We start from the raw sequence: 18,333 nt of genomic DNA, 5'->3' as shown, positions 1-18,333 counted from the left end.
TCGTGTTTCTGCCTTCCGTGCCCGACATGCCCCCGGCGGTTCGTCCGGGGGCGTCCTGCCCGGTGGACCGGGGTACGGCCGCACCAGCGGCCTGGACCCCTCCCCGGTCCGGCGGAATGTATGCCTAGAATTTCACGCTGAGTGATGCGCTTCACTCGACGGGCAGGCATAGCAGGGCATACGGGGCACTCGGGCGGCCCGGATCAGCTCAGCAGCACCGGGAAGGCCGCCATGTCGTTCTGCGTCATCACCGGTAGCTTGGCGATCTCCTCGTCCGGGACGGCGAGCCGGAGTCCCGGGAAGCGGGCGAACAGCGCGGGCAGCGCCACGCCTGCCTCGACCCGCGAGAGCGCGGCGCCGGGGCAGATGTGCGGGCCGTGCCCGAAGGTCATGTGCCGGATGGGCGCGGGGCGGGTGACGTCGAAGGCGTCGGCGTCGTCGCCGTGCTGCTGGACGTCGCGCCCGATCGCCCGGTAGGAGATGACGACGCCCTCCCCCTTCCGGATCACCTCGTCGCCGACGGTGACGTCCTCGGTGGCGAACCGCATCAGGAGGTGGGTGGTCGGCGTGTCCCAGCGCAGCGTCTCCTCGATCACCGCGCCCCAGCCCACCTCGCCCGCCAGCACCTTGCGCAGTTGTCCGGGGTTGGCCAGGAGGGCGCGTACGGCGTTGAGGATGAGCCCGATCGTGGTCTCGTGCCCGGCGGCGACCATGGCCTTGAGGTTGCCGATCACCTCCTCCTCGGTGAGCGGGTCGCCGCCCTCCTCGGCCAGGATGAGGGCGCTGGTGAGGTCGTCCCCGGGCCGGGCCGTCCGCTCCCGCACCAGCTCGGCGTAGAAGACGTCCAACTCGGCGAGCAGCGCGAGGCGTTCCTCCTGCGGGGTGAGCATGGAGAAGAACGCCTTGTACCGCTGCGTCAGCATCGCGTGCTGGGATTCGTCGACCCCCATGAGCATGCCGACCACCCGCATCGGCAGCGGCTGTGCGAACACCGCCTTCAGGTCGACGACTTCGCCGCCGGCGCCCTGGGCGGCGAGGGTGTCGAGCAGTTCCTCGGTGAACTTCTCGATGTCCGGGCGGATCGCCTCCAGCCGGCGCGGGGTGAGCGCCTGCGAGGTCTTGGCGCGCAGCCGCCGGTGCTCGGCCCCGTCCACGGTGAACATGGAGCGGCCCGCGTCGACCATCCCGATCAGCGGCCAGTCACGGGTCACCTCGCCGCTCCGCCACAGCTCCCAGGCGTTGATGTCCTTCACCAGCCGCTGGTCCACGAGCAGTCGGCGGGCCTCGGCGTGCCGGGTCACGGCCCAGGCGGGGACGCCGAGCAGGTCGATCCGGGCGAGGACGCCGGCGTCGCGCAGCCGGGCGGTCTCACCGTCCAGGTCCCGCACCATCGGGTCGATGGCGATGCTCTCGCCCTTCGGACCGGGGGCCGGAGCGGCCTGGGCGGCGGCGTGCGGACAGTTCACAGCGCGTCTCCTGTCGAGCGTACGGGTGTGAAGCGGACGGGCAGCGCGGTCATGCCGCGCAGGAACGCGGACGGCCTGCGCACCAGCTCCGCGGCCGGGACGGCGAGTTCGAGGTCGGGCAGGCGGTCCAGCAGCACCTCGATGCCGGTGCGCGCGATGATCTCGGCGATCTCCTGCGCGGGGAACGGGCAGCGGTACTCGCCGTGGCTGAAGGCGAGATGGGCGTTGTTGCCGCCCTGTCCGGAGCGGACGACGGCGGGCGAGACCTGCTGCCGGATGTGCGGATCGGCGTTGGCGGGGCCGAGCCCGAGGAGCAGCAGGTCGCCGCGGGCGATGTCCTGTCCGCCGAGCCGGGCGTCCCGGGCGGCCCAGCGTCCGGCCAGGATCTGCGTCGGCGCGTCCTCCCAGAGGACTTCGTTCATGGCCTCGGCGACACTGTGCCGACCGCCCGACAGGGAGTCGGCGAACTGGTCCTCGGTGAGCATCAGCTGGGTGGAGTTGCTGATCCAGGCGGCGGTGGTCAGGTGGCCGGCGGCGGTGACGGCCATGAGGTCGAGCACGTACTCCTCGTCGGTGAACGGTTCGGGGTGGGCGAGCATCCGGGAGGTCAGGTCGTCGCCGGGCTCCGCGCGCTTGGCGGCGACCAGCCGGCGCATGTGCTCCCCGAACCGCAGGTTCGCCTCCTGGGCGCCGGGCCCTCCGTCGGCGAGGTCCTTGAGCACCCGGGCGATGTCGGCGCCGTCGTGGTCGGGGAAGCCGATGAGCCGCGCCAGGACGAGCAGGGGCAGCGGTTCGGCGTACTCGGACACCAGGTCGGCGGTGCCCCGGCTGCACACCGCGTCGATGAGCCGGTCCGCCAACTGCTCGCAGTGCTGCCGGATCTCGAAGGGATCGGCGCCTTCGAGCGCGGGCACCACCATGTCCACGTGACGGCGGTGCTCGGCCCCGGCGGTGAAGTAGATCGAGGGCGCCGGGCTGCCGACCATGGGGCGCAGCGGCCAGTCCTCGGGGATGTGCTCCCACTGGTTCCACAGGCTGACGTCACGGGGGAACAACTCGGCGTCCGTGGTGACCTGGTGCAGCTCCCGGTAGCCGATCACCAGCCAGGCGGGAAAGCCGCCGGGCAGTTCGACGGGGACGACGGGTCCGTGCTCGCGCCGCAGGGTGCGGTAGAAGGCGCGGGGTTCGGAGTGGAAGCCGGGGCCGCTGAGCGGAACGGCCCCGGCACCGGCTCCCATGGGGCAGCCGCCGCGGGTTCCGGTCGGGGGCGCGGGCGTGGCGGACGAGGGGTTCGTCATCGTACGGACTCCAGTGGCGGCGGCTTCACGCGTTGTGACCATACGATCAACGCGGGACCACTATAAGGAGATTCGGCCAAGGATAGGAGGTTGATCGTGCACTTTGTGCTCAATAAATGATCTTCGAGCGACTGTAAACGGATGATATCCGCCAGGGAACGATCACCACAGGGTGCGGGAGACGATCTGCCCGCCGGGGCGCCGGGTCCGGTCCCGGGACGGAGGCCCGGCACGACGCGCTCTACGATCGGCCGGGTGTGCGCAGACGTGGTGGTCGCCGAGGACGACGAGAAGCAGGCCGAACTGGTACGGCGCTATCTCGAACGGGAGGGTCACGCCGTGCGGATCGTGGGCGACGGCCTCGCCGCGCTCGACGCCGTACGGCACAAGGAGCCCGACCTGCTCGTGCTGGACGTCATGATGCCGCGGGCCGACGGCCTGGACGTGGTGCGCGTACTGCGCGCCGAGCGCCGCGAGCTGCCCGTGCTGATGCTGACCGCCCGCACCACCGAGGACGACCTGCTGCTCGGGCTCGACCTCGGCGCGGACGACTACATGACCAAGCCGTACAGCCCCCGCGAGCTGATGGCCCGCGTCCGCACGCTGCTGCGCCGGGCGCGGCGTCCCGGCGCGGCGGCTCCGGCCGACGACGGCCCGGTCCTGCGGGTGGGCGGCCTCGCCGTCGACCCGGAGCGGCACGAGGTCACGGTGGAGGGTGTGCCGGTGGAGTGCACCCGCGGCGAGTTCCGCATCCTGGCCGCGCTGGCCGCCGGTCCGGACCGGGTCTTCAGCCGGCCGCGCCTCCTGGAGGAACTGCACGGGTTCGACCGCTACAGCAGCGACCGGACCGTGGACGTGCACATCATGAACCTGCGCAAGAAGATCGAGCCCGCGCCGCGCAAGCCCGTACGGCTGCTCACCGTCTTCGGCGTCGGCTACAAGCTCACCGATCCGGCGAAGGGCGAGCGGCGTGCGTAGCAAGCGGGCTCGGCTGCCGCTGCGGCGGAGCCTGCTGGGCCGGCTGCTGGCGGTGTCGGTGCTGGTCGCCGCGTGCTCGGTGGCGGCCACCGCCTGGCTCGCGGTGCGGACGACGTCCGGCGCGATCAAGCAGGAGCAGGGGCAGAACCTCGCCGCGGACGCCCGTATCCACGACACACTGCTGGGCTACGCCGCGCGCAACCCGACCTGGGACGGGGTCGGCGCGACCGTGCGGGAGCTGGCCCGGCAGTCGGGCCGCCGCGTCGCCCTGACCACGCAGGGCCGGGCGCCGATCGCCGACTCCGCCACCGAGCCGACCGCGCCCGCCCTGCCGCCGCGGGCCTCCGCGGTGGTCGACCCGTTGTCCGTGGACACAGCGCCGGCGGCGCGGAGCGCCGACCGGCAGGACGCCGCCGCCGACCGGATCGACCCGCGGGCCGTGGGCCCGTTCCGGCTGTCGGCGGCCGAGCGCACGTCGCTGCGCCGCCTCGCCGAACGGAACGTGGCGTGCCTGAACGAGGCGGGGATCGCCTCCGACGTGGTCGTCGGGCCGAGCGGTCGCCCCCGCGTGCAGGCCGTCGGCAACAATCCGCAACGCGTGCTCGGCACCCGGTGCGACGCCTCGGAGCTGAACGCGCTCACGCGGTCCGAGAAGAAGGCGCTCGGCGCGCTCGACCGACTGGCCGACGCGTGCCTGAAGCGCCAGGGCCGCGACGGCGTCACGCTGAACGAGGACCTGTCCTGGAGCGAGAAGGTCCTGCCGCAGCCGCAGCCGAGCGCGGTGCCGCCGAGCGACGCGCTCGGCAAAGCGTCCGCCCCGGCGGTCCGGCCGCGGCGCACCGGTGAGGACGACCGGGCCATCGCCTCCTGCGTGACCACCGCCCGCAGCGAACAGCTCAGTTCGTACGTGGCCTCCCCCGCGCTCCTGTTCATCGGGGACGAGTCGGGCGCCACGGTGCCGGGCTTCGACCTGTCGCCCGCGAACACCGCCGAGATCGCCGGGGCCGCCGCGCTGGTCCTGGCCCTCACGGTGGGCGCGTCGGTGTTCGCGGGCGCCCGGCTGGTGCGTCCGCTGCACGCGCTGACCGGGGCGGCGCAGCGGATGCGGGACGGCGAGGAGCACGCCTCGGTCCCGGTCACGACGGACGACGAGATCGGGCGGCTGGCCGCGGCCTTCAACGACATGTCGGCGCACCGGGCCCGGCTGGAGGAGCAGCGCAAGGCCATGGTCAGCGACGTCGCCCACGAGCTGCGCACCCCGCTGAGCAACATCCGCGGCTGGCTGGAGGCGGCCCAGGACGGGCTGGCCGACCCGGATCCGGCGTTCGTCTCCTCGCTGCTGGAGGAGGCGGTGCAGCTCCAGCACATCATCGACGACCTCCAGGACCTGGCCGCCGCCGACGCCGGTGTGCTGCGTCTGCATCCCGAACCGGTCGTGGTCGAGGAGCTGTTGAGCCAGGTCGCCGCCGCCCACCAGGCACGGGCCGAGACCGCCGGGGTAACGCTCGGCGTACGGTTCGGCGCTCCGGTCCCCGCCCTGTGCGCGGACCCGGTCCGCCTCCGGCAGGCGGTGGGCAACCTGGTCTCCAACGCGGTGCGCCACACCCCTCGGGGCGGGACGGTGACGCTGTGCGCGTACGCCGACGAGTCCGGGCCCCCGTCGGAGGCGGGGCGGGGGCCGGCCGGCCAGGTGGTGATCGAGGTGGCGGACACCGGGACCGGCATCGCCGCCGCCGATCTCCCGTACGTCTTCGACCGGTTCTGGCGGGCGGAGAAGTCCCGCAACCGGCGCACCGGGGGAAGCGGCCTCGGCCTCGCCATCGTCCGCAAGCTGGCCGAGGCCCACGGCGGTACGGCGAGCGCGACGAGCGTGGAGGGCGCGGGGTCGGCCTTCCGGCTGCGCCTTCCCGCCGGTTCTGAACAGATGACGACAGCGTCCTGACAGCTTCCTCATAACTCCGCGTCAGTCTGGCTCCCTGCCTCGTCCTCTCCCGCACCCGGGCATCCGGCCCGACGCGCGAGGCAGCAGGAAAAGGAGCCAACCGTATGACCTTCACCTCCCGTCCGTCCCTGCGCATCGCCGTGCTCGCCGCCGTCGCGGCCGGCGCGGTGCTCCTTCCGGCCGCCTCCGCCGTCGCCGACGCGTCCGCGCCCGTCGACCGCCCCGCGAAGGTCCTCTCCTCCGCTTCGCCGAAGCCGGAGCGCGTGAAGGCCCCCACCGACGCGACGAAGTCGACCGGCCCCGCGGTGACGCCGCGCGGCGGCGTCGCCGCGGGAGACCGCCCGGCGCCCTCCGTTCTCCCCAAGGACGCGAAGGCGACGACCACCGTCCCGCGCGGGGGCGTCGCCGCGGGCGAGCGCCCCGCCGGCGACGACACCGCGGCCCTCATCGGGTCGGCGGCCGGCATCGCCCTGCTCGCCGGTGCGGGCACCGTGGTGCTGCGCCGCCGCCCGGCGGTCCGCCACACCGCCTGACCCGCCGTCACCGACCCGTCACGACCGTGGCGCCGTCCCGCACCGGGGCGGCGCCACGCCCGTAACCGCCGCCGACTGGAGTCCTCCGTGCCCGGTACGCCCCACCGCTCCCTTCCTCGCCTCCGCCGCCTCCCCCTCCACCGCCGCGCCCGGGGCCCGCTCCTCGCGCTGGCTCTGTCGCTCGCCCCGGTCGGCTGCTCGGCGGCCTCCACTCCCCCGGACGCGGCCCCGTCGGCCCCGGCCTCCTCGTCCGCGCCGCGGCGCTCCGGTACGGACCGTCCGGCGACGGCGGACGCGGCCGGGCGACCGGCGGCCCCCACTCACGTGTCCATCCCGTCGATCGGCGTGGACAGCGCCCTGATGGAGCTGGGGCTCAACGCCGACGGGACGGTCGAGGTGCCGCCCGCGGAGAAGGGCATGACGGCGGGCTGGTACACGGGCGGGGCCGTGCCCGGCCGACCGGGGCCGGCCGTGCTGATCGGCCACAACGACACGCGCTTCGGGCGGGCCGTCTTCCACGACCTGGAGGACATCCGCAAGGGCGCCGAGGTGCTGGTCCGCGACGGCCGGGGACAGAACCTGCGCTACACGGTCACGGGCCGCGAGACGGTCAGCAAGAAGGCGTTCCCCACCGAGCGGGTCTACGGGGCCACCGAGGAGAGCGCGCTGCGGCTCGTCACCTGCGACGGCGCGTTCGACGCGGAGGGCCACCCCGTGGACAACCTGATCGTCTACGCCGCCCTGAGCTGAGTCCGGATGGCGGCCGGCCGGACAGACCGCCGGCGTCCGCTGTCCACCCGCCGGTAACTGCCGCTGCTTTGATGGGTGTCACCGGTACGTCACCGGTTCGCACCCACTCTCAGCAGAAGCAGGAGACCTCGTGCCGCACACCGCGTTCCGCCGCCTGACCGGCGTGGCCCTGTCCGCCGTGCTCGCCGCCGTCACCCTGGCCGCGAACACCCCGCAGGCCGCCGCCGACGACGCCCCCTCGCTGCGGGTGCTCTCGTACAACGCGTTCCTCTTCAGCAAGGCCCTGTACCCCAACTGGGGCCAGGACCACCGGGCTTCGGAGATTCCGAAGGCGTCCTTCTTCCGGGGCAACGACGTCGTCGTGATCCAGGAGGCGTTCGACAACGGGGCCTCCGACGTCCTCCTGCGGAACGCCGCCGCGCAGTACCCGTACCAGACCCCGGTGGTCGGCCGGAGCACGAGCGGCTGGGACGCGACCAGCGGCTCTTACGCGGCGGCGACGCCGGAGGACGGCGGCGTCACCGTCCTGAGCAGGTGGCCCATCGTCCGCAAGGAGCAGTACGTCTTCAAGGACGCCTGCGGCGGCGACTGGTTCTCCAACAAGGGCTTCGCCTACGCCGTGCTGAACGTCGACGGCGTCCGGGTCCACGTCGTCGGCACCCACACCCAGTCGACCGACCCTGGCTGCACGGCGGGCGAGGCCGCGCGCACGCGCAGCCGCCAGTTCCGGGCGATGGACGCCTTCCTCGACGCCAAGGACATCCCCGCCTCCGAACAGGTCGTCGTGGCGGGCGACTTCAACGTCGACCGGCACACAGCCGAGTACGACTCCTTCCTCGCCGACGCGGGCCTGAGCGCGCCGGACGCCAGGACGGGCCACCCGTACTCCTTCGACACCCGTGACAACTCGATCGCCTCCGAGCGCTACCCCGACGACCCGCGCGAGGACCTCGACCACGTGCTGCACCGCAGCGGGCACGCCAAGCCGACCGGCTGGCGCAACGAGGTCGTCAAGGAGCGCAGCGCCCCCTGGACCGTCTCCAGTTGGGGCACGAGCTACACGTACACGAACCTCTCCGACCACTACCCGGTGATCGCCTCGGGCGGCTGAGGGCACCGGGGTCATGGCGGCACTGACACTGCCGTGGCACGGGCGTCAGAAGAACACTCCGCATCGCAGCAACACGTTGGCGTACGGCGTCGTCTCCCCCGTCCGGACGACCAGGCGGGCGGAGTGGGTGAGCGCCTTGAGCTCGTCGTGCGTGACCAGGCCGAGGTACGGGAAACGGCCCTCCAGGAGGCGTGCGGCCTCCGGGTTGGCGTCCCGTACCTCCAGGGCCGCCGTCGCGCCCTCGACGACCAGTTCGTCGAGCAGGCCGTCCAGCACCTCCGCGAACGACGGGGTGCCGGCGCGGAAGGCCAGGTCGACCACGCGGGGGCCGGGCGGGATCGGCATGCCCGCGTCGCAGACCAGGACACCGTCCCCGTGGCCGAGTTCGGCGAGGGCCCCGGCCAGGTGGCGGTTGAGGACGCCGGACTTCTTCACAGCGCGTCGACCTCCTCCAGGGTCGGGAAGGATGCCTGCGCGCCCCGCGACGTGACGGCCGCCGCCCCGACCCGCACCGCGAAGGCAGCCGCCTCGCGCAGGTCGTCGCCGCGCCCCAGCCGCCAGGCCAGGGCCGCTGTGAACGCGTCGCCGGCTCCGGTGGTGTCGACGGCGTCGACCTTCGGGCTGACGAGGTGGTCCAGGGAGTCCGCGCGGCTGTCGGCGACCAGCGCGCCCTCCGCGCCCAGGGTGACGACCACCGAGCGCGGGCCGAGCGCCATCAGGGCAGCGGCCCACGCGCGGGGATCGTCGCCCGCTCCGGCGCCCAGGATGTACCGCGCCTCGTGCTCGTTGACCACGAGCGGGTCGCAGGCCGACAGGACCGCCTCGGGCAACGGGGCGGGCGGGGACGGGTTGAGGACGAGGCGGGCGCCGGGCGGGAGCGACCTCGCCGTCTCGGCGACGGTCTCCAGCGGGATCTCCAGCTGTACGGAGACCACCCGGGCGGAGGCGAGCAGCGGGCCCGCCGCCCGGACGTCCTCGGGTGTCAGGCGGCTGTTGGCCCCCGGCGAGACCACGATGCTGTTGTCCCCGGAGGGGTCGACGGTGATGAGGGCGACGCCGGTCGGCGCGCCGCCCACCAGGACTCCGGACGTGTCGACGCCCGCCGTGCGCTGCGTCTCCAGGAGGAGCCGCCCGTGGTCGTCGTCGCCGACCCGGGCGAGCAGTGCCGTCCGCGCCCCCAGACGGGCGGCGGCGACGGCCTGGTTCGCGCCCTTGCCGCCCGGATGGACGGCCAGGTCCGAGCCGAGCACCGTCTCGCCGGGCGCGGGCCGGCGTTCGACGCCGACGACCAGGTCGGCGTTGGCCGAGCCGACGACCAGCAGGTCGTATCCGTCGGGGGTCGTGTCGTTCATGTGCTTCCTGCTTTCGTCGGTCGGCCCGGTGAGCGGCGGCCGCGCCGCGCGCCGGTCGGATACGGCGGGTCGTACGGTCGGATGCGGCGGGTCGTACGGATACGGCCGGCTGAACGGACACGGCCGGCCGATCCGACAGGACTGGCCGGTCGGACAGGACTGGCCGGTCGGACAGGACTGGCCGACCGGACGCGGCCGGCCGGTCGGACACAGCCGGCCGGTTCAGGAGAAGTCCGCGACGTTCTCGCGGGTGACCACCTTGACCGGCACCTTCACCGTGGATTCCACCTTCTCGTCCTTCGCGGCCTTGACCGCGTTCCGCACCGCGATCCTGCCCAGCTCGCTGGGCTGCTGGGCCACGGAGGCGTAGAGCGTGCCGGCCTCGACCGCCTTCAGGCCGTCCGGGGTGCCGTCGAAGCCGACGACGGAGACGGACTTCCCGGCCTTGCCGCCGAGCGCCTTGGCCGCGCCGAGCGCCATCTCGTCGTTCTCGGCGAAGACGCCGGTGATGCCGGGATGCGACTGGATCAGGTTCGTCATGACGTCCAGGCCCTTGGTCCGGTCGAAGTCGGCCGGCTGCCGGGCGACCACCTTGATGTCCGGGTACGCCTTGAGGCCCTGGGCGAAGCCCGCGCCGCGCTCGCGGCTGGCGGAGGTGCCGGCCGTGCCCTGGAGGATGACGATGCTGCCCTCGCCGCCGAGCTTGTCGGCCAGCGCGTCGGCGGCGAGCCTGCCGCCCGCCGCGTTGTCGGAGGCGACGAGCGTGGCCGTCCTCGCCTTGTTGACGCCCCGGTCCGCGGCGATCACCGGGATGTCCGCCGTGTCGGCGCCGCGGACGGCGGGCCCGACGGCGTCCGAGTCCACCGGGTTGACGATGATCGATCCCACGCCGGAACCGGTGAAGTTCTGCAACTGGTTGGCCTGCTGCGAGGCGTCGTTCTGCGCGTCGGTGACGGTGAGGTCGACCCCCGCCTTCTTCGCCTCCGCCTGCGCGCCCTCCTTCATCTGCACGAAGAAGGGGTTGTTGAGGGTGGAGAGGGACATGCCCACCTTGGTCGAGCCGCCGGACGAACCGGAGTTGAAGAAGGAGACCGCGCCGACCACGACGGCCGCGCAGAGCGCCGCTCCGGCGAACCTGAACGCCCCCTTGCGCCCGGACCCGGGTGCGCCGGGCGCGGTGCCGGCCGAGGAGGCCGCACCCGAACCCGCCTTTCGGCGCAGGGTGTCCAACAGGACGGCGAGGGCGATGACGACGCCGATGACCACCTGCTGCCAGAACGCGGACACGGAGAGCAGGTTGAGGCCGTTGCGGAGCACGGCGAGGATGAGCGCGCCGATCAGGGTGCCGGATGCCTTGCCGACGCCTCCGGCGAGGCTGGCTCCGCCGATGACGACCGCGGCGATGGCGTCGAGTTCGTAGCCCTGGGCGGCCTGCGGCTGCGCGGAGACGAGGCGGGATGCCAGGACGATGCCCGCGACGGCGGCGAAGAGGCCCGACAGCGCGTAGATGACGATCTTCTGGCGCTTGACGCGGAGGCCGGAGAGCCGGGCCGCCTCCTCGTTGCCGCCGATCGCGTACATCGAGCGGCCGATGAAGGTGCGGCCGAGGACGAGCGCGGTGATCAGACCCATCGCGATCATCACGAGGACCGGTACGGGAAGCCGGCCGCCGAGCGTGTCGCCGAGCACCGAGACGGAGTCGGGGAAGGCGATCGGGCTGCCCTGGGAGATGACGAGCGAGAGGCCGCGGGCGATCGAGAGCATCGCCAGCGTCGCGATGAACGGCGGGAGCCTGCCGTACGAGATGAGGACGCCGTTCACGAAACCGCAGGCGATGCCGGTGACGATCGCGAGGACGACGGCCAGGACGACCGGTACGCCGGCCGAGGTCGCCGACCAGGCCAGCACGGTCGCGGACAGGGCGGCGACCGAACCGACGGAGAGATCGATGCCGGCGGAGACGATGACGAAGGTGACGCCGAACGCGAGGATCGCGGTGACGGCGGCCTGGACGCCGACGTTGAGCAGGTTCTGCGTGGTCAGGAAGTCGCCGGAGAGCAGCGACATCGCCACCACCAGGACGACGAGGGCGCTCAGCGCGCCGTTGTCGAGCAGCACGCGGCGTATCACGGAGGCTCCGCCCGCTCCCGTGCCGCTCTTGACGGTCTCAGTGGCCACGGGGGCCCTCCTCTTCCTGCTTCGCTTCGGGGTGATCGGCGGGTGCGCGGTGGTCGATGGGCGCCGCGCCGACGGCGAGGGCCATCACGGCGTCCTGCGTCGCTTCGGCGGCGGGGAGTTCGCCGGCGATCCGGCCCTGGGCCATGACCAGGACCCGGTCGCTCATGCCCAGGACCTCCGGCAGGTCGCTGGAGATCATCAGGACGGCGTGGCCGGACGCGGTGAGCTCGTTGATGAGCTGGTAGATCTCGACCTTGGCGCCGACGTCGATGCCCCGGGTGGGTTCGTCGAGGATCAGCACCTTGGTGTCGGCCAGCAGCCACTTGCCGATGACGACCTTCTGCTGGTTGCCGCCGGAGAGGGTGCGGACGTGCTGGCCGAGGCCGGACATGCGGACGCCGAGCTGTTCGGCGATCCGGGCCGCGGCCGCGCGCCGGCCCTTGAGGTCGACGAGACCGTGACGGGTCGTGGCCCGCAGGGTGACCAGGCCCAGGTTCTCCTGCACGGAGGCGTCGAGGACCAGGCCCTGGCCCTTGCGGTCCTCGGGTACCAGACCGAGGCCGGCGCCCATCGCGGCGGGCACGTCGTGCCGGGCCAGGGCTTCGCCGCGCACCTCGACGGTGCCGGCGTCGTACGGGTCGGCGCCGAAGACGGCGCGGGCCACCTCGGTGCGCCCGGACCCGACGAGTCCGGCGAGGCCGACGACCTCGCCCGCGTGGACGTCGAAGCCGACGTCGTGGAAGACGCCGTCCCGGGTGAGCCCGCGCACCGACAGCAACGCCTCGCCGGTGTCGGGGCGTTCGCGCGGGTACTGCTGCTCGATGCTGCGGCCGACCATGAGTTGGACGAGCTCGTCCTCGGGCGTCGAGGCGGGCACCTGGTCGATGCTGCGCCCGTCGCGCAGGACGGTGACGCGGTCGCCGAGCGCGGCGATCTCTTCCAGGTGGTGGGTGATGAAGACGATGCCGACGCCGACCGCGCGCAACTGCCGCACGATCACGAAGAGCTTGTCGACCTCCTCGGAGGTGAGGACGGCGGTCGGCTCGTCCATGATCAGGACGCGGGCCTCCAGGCTGAGCGCCTTGGCGATCTCGACCATCTGGAGCCGGGCGATGCCGAGGTCGCGGACCTTGGCGTCGGGGCGCACGTCTACGCCGACCCGGCGCAGCAGCCTCGCCGCGTCCTCCCGCATGCGGCGGTGGTCGACGAGTCCGAAGCGGCGCGGCTGGCGGCCGAGGAAGATGTTCTCCGCGACCGTCAGATCGGGCACCAGGTTGAACTCCTGGTAGATGGTAGCGATGCCCAGCGCCTCGGCGGCCTGCGCGTCGTCGACGCGCACCTCGCGGCCCTCGACGAAGATCCGCCCCCGGTCGGGGCGGTAGGCGCCGGAGAGCATCTTGATGAGGGTGCTCTTGCCCGCACCGTTCTCGCCGAGCAGTACGTGGACCTCGCCGCGGCGCAGGTCGAAGTCGACGTTGTCGAGCGCCACCACGCCGGGGAAGGTCTTGCGCAGACCCTCGACGCGCAGCAACTCCTCCGGTGCGGTCACCGGTCGCTCCTCTGGTCGGGCGCGTCCCGTTCACCGCACGAGCGGCGTACGACGAGACGGGCGGGCAGGGTGACGGAGAGCGGGGCCCGTCCGTCGATCAGGTCGGCCAGGGCCCGTACGGCCGCGCGGGCCAGGTCGGCCACCGGTTGGGCGATGGCGGTGATGGGCGGGGCCGTGTGGACGAACCACGGGATGTCGTCGAAGGCGGCCAGCCCGATGTCGTCGGGGACCCGCAGCCCGCGGGCGCGGATCGCGTCGAGGGCGCCGAGGGCCATCAGGTTGTCCGCGGCGAAGACGACTTCGGGCGGCTCCGGCAGTTCGAGGAAGCACTCGGTGGCGCGCCGTCCGCTGGCGGCCTGGAAGTCGCCCTGGCCGATGTACGCGTCCGGCAGAGCAAGTCCCAGCTCGCGCAGCGCGGCACGGAACGCCTCGACGCGCTCGTCCCCCGTGGTGGTGGCCGCGGGCCCGGCGATGATGGCGAGCCGGCGGTGGCCGAGGCCGTGCAGGTGCGCCACGAGGTCCTGCACGGCGGCCGTTCCGTCGGCGCGGACGACGGGGACGTCGAGCCCCGGGATCCAGCGGTCCACGAAGACCATCGGGGTGCCGCTGTGGGCGATCTCGCGCATGAGCGGCGAACCGCCGTCGGCGGGCGACACGAGGAGCCCGTCGATCCTGCGGTCGATGAGCGTGCGCATGTGGTGGTCCTGCAGCTCGGGCCGCTCGTCGGCGTTGCCGATGATGACGCTGTAGCCGAGCGCGCGGGCCTCCTCCTCGACGAAGCGGGCCAGCTCGGTGAAGTACGGGTTGAGTACGTCGCTGATGACCAGCCCGAGGGTGCGCGTCTGCGCGGTGCGCAACGAGCGGGCCACGGCGTTGGGCCGGTAGCCGAGGGCGTCGACGGCGGCGACGACGCGGGTTCTGGCGTCCTCGCTGACGGACGGATGGCTGTTCAGCACCCGCGAGACCGTGGCGACGGACACGCCCGCCTCGGCCGCGACATCTTTGATGCCGGCCATGTCCGGACCACCTCCTTGTGGTTTCCGTACACCTCGAAACCAGCGGACAGCCCGGGAAGCGCGGACGCGGTGGAATCGATTACACGCCCGATTGGAATCGATTACACGACGGAAGGCAAGACCTCGCCGCCGATCCGAGACCGGATCGTGACAGGCGAGGACGGAGGGGCGGGAAGGTCCCCGAGAGGAACGTGAGGCGCGAGGAAGGGGGCGCGTTCCGCACGGCCCGGCGGGAGGCGTGGGCCCCGAAACGCAGAAGACCCCAGCTCGACTGGGGTCTTCATCGCTGGTGGGTCAGGGACTGGGACCCCTGTCCCTGACCGGTGGCGAAAGCAGGGGCCACCACCTATGAGGTGACGAACGAATCCACGTCGCCGCCCCCGGCGACAGAGCACCCCCGTGCGGTTGCGGCACCTCGCACTTCGTCCTCCCGTATGCCGATGCGGGAGCCTAGAGGCCGGGTGGGCTCACCGTCCTGACCTTCCCGCTCGAACCCGCGGTGGGCCGAGGCGCCGGCCAGCTGTGGACGGGGGCGCCGGTCGCGCTGAGCTTCAGGTAGCGGCGAGCCGTCGCGGTGTCCGACCCGAGCGCGCGGTGGGCCCGGCGTTGCCAATGGGCCCCCGAACGCCCGGCCAGTACCCGGGCCTCCGCCACCCCCAGCCACCGCTGCACCTCGTCGTCCGCGACCCCGGCACCCGCCAGCCCCGCAGCGGCCTGCGGCAGCAGCTCCCTCACCAGGTCACGGGCGGCCACCCGGACGGGCGCCGCCGACTCGGACGGCCACCACAGACGGGCCGCCATGCCGTCGCGGGCCGCGGTGTAGAAGTTCTCCCGCGCGAGGGCGAAGGGGAGTTCGCAGCGGGGTTCGCGTGCCGCGCGGTCGAGGACCAGCCCGGTCAGCAACGCGGTGTTGGCCACCATGTCGGCGGGCGTCGGGCCCGACGGCAGCGCGCGTAGTTCGATCCGCAGGTGCCCGGCCCCGGCCGGGTCGTAGACCAGGCGGTTCCACCACCACAGGGTGCCCAGGTGCAGCCGCAACTCCTCCAGCGCCGGCAGGCCGCCGGGCCGGTCGGGCCGGGCACAGGGCCCCTCCGAGTTGAACGGCACCAGTGGCGCGTGCCGGCTGACCGACGCCTCGATCAGTTCCCGCACGTCGCTGCCCAGCCAGTCCTGACCGAAGCCGGAACGCCGGTCCGCCGGAACGACCCGACGCCGGTGCTGGCCGAATGCCTGCTCGTACCAGGGGATCCTGGTCTCGTCCCACACCCGTCTGCCCATCAGCAGGGGCGAGTTGGCGGCGACGGCGAGGACGGGGGCCGCCATGAGCTGGGCGGCGTTGTGGACCTGGGTGAACTCCTCCGGGCGCACGGTGAGATGGACCTGCCAGGAACTGGTGGCGCCCTGCGCGCAGATCGTGTCGGAGCGCATCCGGTACCGCTGCTCACCGGTGACGCGCAGTCCGCGCCGTTCCCTCCCCAGAGCGTCGTCGATCAGTGCGTACCGTCCCCTGGGCGATACGTTGCGCCGCGTCAGGTCGCGTGGGCGCAGCGTCGGCAGGAGGCCCGCGCAGTACGGCTCGGCTCCGTACCCGGCACCCGCCTCGCGCACTACGTCCAGGAGAGCCGTGGCTTCGTCGTGGAGTGCTGTGAACGGACGGAAGCGGAGGGGAACAGGGGTGAGGTTGGCCTCCAGGTTGTAGCGGTTGACCTCAAGGACGAGGCGGGAGTCGTCGGCCGTCGCGCGCACCTCCTCGTTCCGGGGGACAGGGACACCGTCCGGTGTCACCAGGAACATCTCCATCTCGGCCCCGATCGTCCTCTCCTCGTCACCGAAACCGGGCGAGGAGAGCAGCCCGTCGAGGAGACCGAGGGAGGCACGCAACCGCGCCGCGAACCGAACAGCGTCGTCGTCAGTGAATTCGCGCTGCGGAAGATCACGTCCCATGTGGCCTGCTCCCGGCTGTCGTCGTGGACCGGACACGCGGCTGCCACCGCGACCGGCCGTCGTCTCGGATCATGCACCCTCCGAGGCTGGTGGGGGCGGAGCCACACAGAGCCGTCGTCGGGCGGTGAGGTCCTGGAGGGACGGGGGATCACCAGGTCGGCCGGTTCCGCCCCGGCCGTCTCGACTTCGCCGAGGAACCAACTGCACCTGCAAGGGCAGAGAATCCACTGACGCCTCCTGAGGACCGCTGCTATCCCTGCCCAACCCGCAGGGAGCCACACGGCACCTTCCAGCCGTCTCCGGTGGTGTGTCCGACGCGGTGCCGACCGGTGCCGACGCGGTGCCGACGCGTCCCGCCGGCCGACCGCCAGCGGCGGGCCGTGGGCCTGGGACCGCTCGCGAGGGCTGCCGGTGCGCCTGGGGCAGGTCGGCGGCGCAGCCGACCTGCACATGTGTGTAAACCACCTCTGGCCGCTGATGGGTTGTCGACACGACTCGCTGACCTTCGTTGATGACCGTTCCGCGAAGGGCTTGCACAGGCTGGGCGGGTTCATCAGCACAGCGATGTGCCTGTTCTGCTGGTTTGACCGCTTGTGGTCCTGGGCGAACCGGCTGGAAGTCAGGCGAGATCGTGCCCCTGCTCCAGGTCGCACCCTCCCAGCTCGACCAGGAGCGGCTGCTGCTGGTCTCCCCGGAACTCGGCGAAGTCCTCACCGCGATCATCCGGCTCCCGCCCCTCGCGGGCCGGCCAGTTCAAGGACCCCAAACCCGGTCATCAGGAACACCGACCGCCGGAGTCCCGGAACACACCGAGATACACCCGCTAGACGGTGCTCCTGGGGTGCCGAGTTCGATGGCGAGCAGTCCCGATTCTGATCCCACGCAGAGCATCGTGCCGTCGAATGCCGTGAGGGTGGTGACCTTGACTCCGAGTGGCAGGGTTCGCAGCAGTGCCCCGGTGGCTGGGTGCCAGAGGCGTGCGGTGCGGTCATCACCGGCCGTGGCGAGGACGGTGTTCTCGTCGAGGAGGCGTACGACCGCGATCCCGCGGACGGGCAGGGTGTGGCCGATGAGTGGGCGCCCCGCCGGGCGGCCGGTGTAGGGGTTCCACAGGTGTGTGGTGCCGTCGTGGCCGGCGGTGGCGAGGAGGGTGGGTCGACGGGGCCGGGGCACTGCTGTCACCGCGTGTACTGCGCCGGTGTGGCCGGTGAGGCAGTGGAGAAGGTCGCCGTTGGATGCGTCCCACAGGCGGACGGTCTGGTCTGCGCCCGCGGTAGCGAGGAGGGTGCGTCCGTTCGGCATGCGTATCGCTGTCACCGTGTACACCGTGTCCCCATGGCCGGTGGGCAGTTGATCGAGTAGTCGGCCGGTTTCGGGGTGCCAGAGGCGCATGGTGCGGTCGTCGCCGACGGTGACCAGTCGGGCATGTCCGTCGTTGCCTTGCATCGTGGTGATGGCGCGCACGGGCCCGGTGTGTCCGCGGAGAGGTCGGCCGGTGGAGCGGCCGGTGGCGGTATCCCAGAGGCGGATGGTCCTGTCGATGCCGGCGGTGGCTATCAGGGTGCGTCCGTCGGCGAGGGGTACGGCGGCAAGGGTGAGTACCGCCTCCGTGTGATTGGTGGGCAGATCGGCGCGGCGGTGGCCGATGTGGGCTTCCCACAGGTTCACTGTGCGTTCGTCGTGGCTGACGGTTGCCAGGAGCGTGCCCCGGCCGGGCACCGGCACGGCTGTCACGGCCTGCAGCGCTCTCGCGCGTGCGGTTTCGGACGCGCTGATCGCGGAAGGCCCGGTGGTCGGCGCCCAGAGGCGGACGGTGTGGTCCGCGCTGCCGGTGGCGAGGAGGACGCGTCCGTCGACGAGCGGTACCGCGGCTGCGGCGTGTACCGGCGCCGCGTGGCCGGTGAGGGGCCGCCCGCCGGAACGGCCGTTGGCCGCGTTCCAGAGGCGCACGGTGTTGTCGGTGCCGCCGGTGGCGAGGAGGACGCGTCCGTCGACGAGCGGTATGGCTGCTACCGCCCGTCGTCCACTGATGCCACTGCCCACGGAGGCGCCCGTGTTCGGATCCCACAGGCCCTTGGCACGGCCGTTCCCGATGGTGGCGAGGAGGGTCCGCCCGTCGGCCAACCGCACCGCTGTCAGCGCGTGCACTTCGTTGGGATGCGCGGTGTACGCCTTTCCCACCTGGCGCCCGGTGGTCGGATCCCACAGCCGCACCA

Annotated in this window: 15 protein-coding genes; 5 read left to right on the top strand and 10 right to left on the bottom strand. The window is 72.6% G+C overall.

What is annotated here, in order from left to right; all coding sequences use genetic code 11:
* Positions 1-203 precede the first annotated feature (203 nt).
* Both EES43_RS26420 and EES43_RS26415 read right to left on the bottom strand, forming a co-directional pair.
* The gene (locus tag EES43_RS26420) at positions 204-1,466 is read right to left on the bottom strand and encodes a cytochrome P450 family protein (RefSeq protein ID WP_124271060.1); all 1,263 of its coding nucleotides are present in this window, start codon (positions 1,464-1,466) and stop codon (positions 204-206) included.
* Positions 1,463-2,764, bottom strand: coding sequence for a cytochrome P450 (locus EES43_RS26415; RefSeq protein WP_124271059.1), 1,302 nt, complete (start codon positions 2,762-2,764; stop codon positions 1,463-1,465). The genes EES43_RS26420 and EES43_RS26415 overlap by 4 nt, the downstream gene beginning before the upstream one ends.
* A 255-nt stretch (positions 2,765-3,019) precedes the next feature.
* On the opposite strand from EES43_RS26415, the gene EES43_RS26410 reads away from it, so the two are divergent.
* The 5 genes from EES43_RS26410 (at position 3,020) to sph (ending at position 8,078) form a co-directional block, all read left to right on the top strand.
* A complete protein-coding gene (locus EES43_RS26410; protein WP_206430125.1) occupies positions 3,020-3,742 on the top strand; it encodes a response regulator transcription factor in 723 nt (240 codons plus the stop codon).
* Positions 3,735-5,684, top strand: coding sequence for a sensor histidine kinase (locus EES43_RS26405; RefSeq protein ID WP_124271058.1), 1,950 nt, complete (start codon positions 3,735-3,737; stop codon positions 5,682-5,684). The genes EES43_RS26410 and EES43_RS26405 overlap by 8 nt, the downstream gene beginning before the upstream one ends.
* Before the next feature lie 104 nt (positions 5,685-5,788).
* Positions 5,789-6,217 carry a hypothetical protein gene (locus EES43_RS26400; protein WP_124271057.1) on the top strand — a complete coding sequence of 143 codons (429 nt, stop codon included), beginning with the start codon at positions 5,789-5,791 and terminating at the stop codon, positions 6,215-6,217.
* A gap of 168 nt (positions 6,218-6,385) precedes the next feature.
* Complete coding sequence (locus tag EES43_RS26395) at positions 6,386-6,967, top strand: class F sortase (protein WP_124272166.1); 582 nt, start codon at positions 6,386-6,388, stop codon at positions 6,965-6,967.
* A 130-nt stretch (positions 6,968-7,097) separates the two neighbouring features.
* Positions 7,098-8,078, top strand: coding sequence for a sphingomyelin phosphodiesterase (sph, locus tag EES43_RS26390; RefSeq protein WP_124271056.1), 981 nt, complete (start codon positions 7,098-7,100; stop codon positions 8,076-8,078).
* A 45-nt stretch (positions 8,079-8,123) separates the two neighbouring features.
* On the opposite strand, the gene rbsD is transcribed toward sph, so the two are convergent.
* The 8 genes from rbsD to EES43_RS30835 all read right to left on the bottom strand — a co-directional run.
* A complete protein-coding gene (gene rbsD / locus EES43_RS26385; RefSeq protein WP_124271055.1) occupies positions 8,124-8,513 on the bottom strand; it encodes a D-ribose pyranase in 390 nt (129 codons plus the stop codon).
* Positions 8,510-9,430 (bottom strand): ribokinase, encoded by a 921-nt coding sequence (locus EES43_RS26380; RefSeq protein WP_124271054.1) that lies wholly within the window; start codon positions 9,428-9,430, stop codon positions 8,510-8,512. The genes rbsD and EES43_RS26380 overlap by 4 nt, the downstream gene beginning before the upstream one ends.
* 222 nt (positions 9,431-9,652) lie before the next feature.
* Complete coding sequence (locus tag EES43_RS26375; RefSeq protein ID WP_124271053.1) at positions 9,653-11,608, bottom strand: ABC transporter permease/substrate-binding protein; 1,956 nt, start codon at positions 11,606-11,608, stop codon at positions 9,653-9,655.
* Positions 11,598-13,157, bottom strand: a complete 1,560-nt coding sequence (locus EES43_RS26370) for a sugar ABC transporter ATP-binding protein (RefSeq protein WP_124271052.1) — start codon at positions 13,155-13,157, stop codon at positions 11,598-11,600. The genes EES43_RS26375 and EES43_RS26370 overlap by 11 nt, the downstream gene beginning before the upstream one ends.
* Positions 13,154-14,173 (bottom strand): LacI family DNA-binding transcriptional regulator, encoded by a 1,020-nt coding sequence (locus EES43_RS26365; RefSeq protein ID WP_124271051.1) that lies wholly within the window; start codon positions 14,171-14,173, stop codon positions 13,154-13,156. Before EES43_RS26365 ends, EES43_RS26370 begins: the two co-directional genes overlap by 4 nt.
* 450 nt (positions 14,174-14,623) lie before the next feature.
* Positions 14,624-16,117 carry a glutamate-cysteine ligase family protein gene (locus EES43_RS26360; protein ID WP_124271050.1) on the bottom strand — a complete coding sequence of 498 codons (1,494 nt, stop codon included), beginning with the start codon at positions 16,115-16,117 and terminating at the stop codon, positions 14,624-14,626.
* Positions 16,118-16,736: 619 nt separating this feature from the next.
* The gene (locus EES43_RS30840; RefSeq protein WP_164493283.1) at positions 16,737-16,874 is read right to left on the bottom strand and encodes a hypothetical protein; all 138 of its coding nucleotides are present in this window, start codon (positions 16,872-16,874) and stop codon (positions 16,737-16,739) included.
* Positions 16,871-18,333, bottom strand: a 1,463-nt coding sequence (locus tag EES43_RS30835; protein WP_164493282.1) for a WD40 repeat domain-containing protein, incomplete at its 5' end; no start/stop codon positions are given. The genes EES43_RS30835 and EES43_RS30840, both read right to left, overlap by 4 nt.

Origin of the sequence: Streptomyces sp. ADI96-02 (assembly GCF_003846185.1) — a bacterium.
Taxonomy (GTDB): Bacteria; Actinomycetota; Actinomycetes; order Streptomycetales; family Streptomycetaceae; genus Streptomyces.
The sequence above is the reverse complement of the archived record's forward strand: the minus strand, read 5'-3'. Positions and strand labels throughout refer to the sequence as shown.

Excerpts from the sequence above, each read along its gene's own strand:
- EES43_RS26415 (WP_124271059.1), bottom strand. The coding sequence starts at position 2,764 with ATGACGAACCCCTCGTCCGCCACGCCCGCGCCCCCGACCGGAACCCGC.
- EES43_RS26400 (WP_124271057.1), top strand. The coding sequence starts at position 5,789 with ATGACCTTCACCTCCCGTCCGTCCCTGCGCATCGCCGTGCTCGCCGCC.
- EES43_RS26380 (WP_124271054.1), bottom strand. The coding sequence starts at position 9,430 with ATGAACGACACGACCCCCGACGGATACGACCTGCTGGTCGTCGGCTCG.
- EES43_RS26365 (WP_124271051.1), bottom strand. The coding sequence starts at position 14,173 with ATGGCCGGCATCAAAGATGTCGCGGCCGAGGCGGGCGTGTCCGTCGCC.
- EES43_RS26360 (WP_124271050.1), bottom strand. The coding sequence starts at position 16,117 with ATGGGACGTGATCTTCCGCAGCGCGAATTCACTGACGACGACGCTGTT.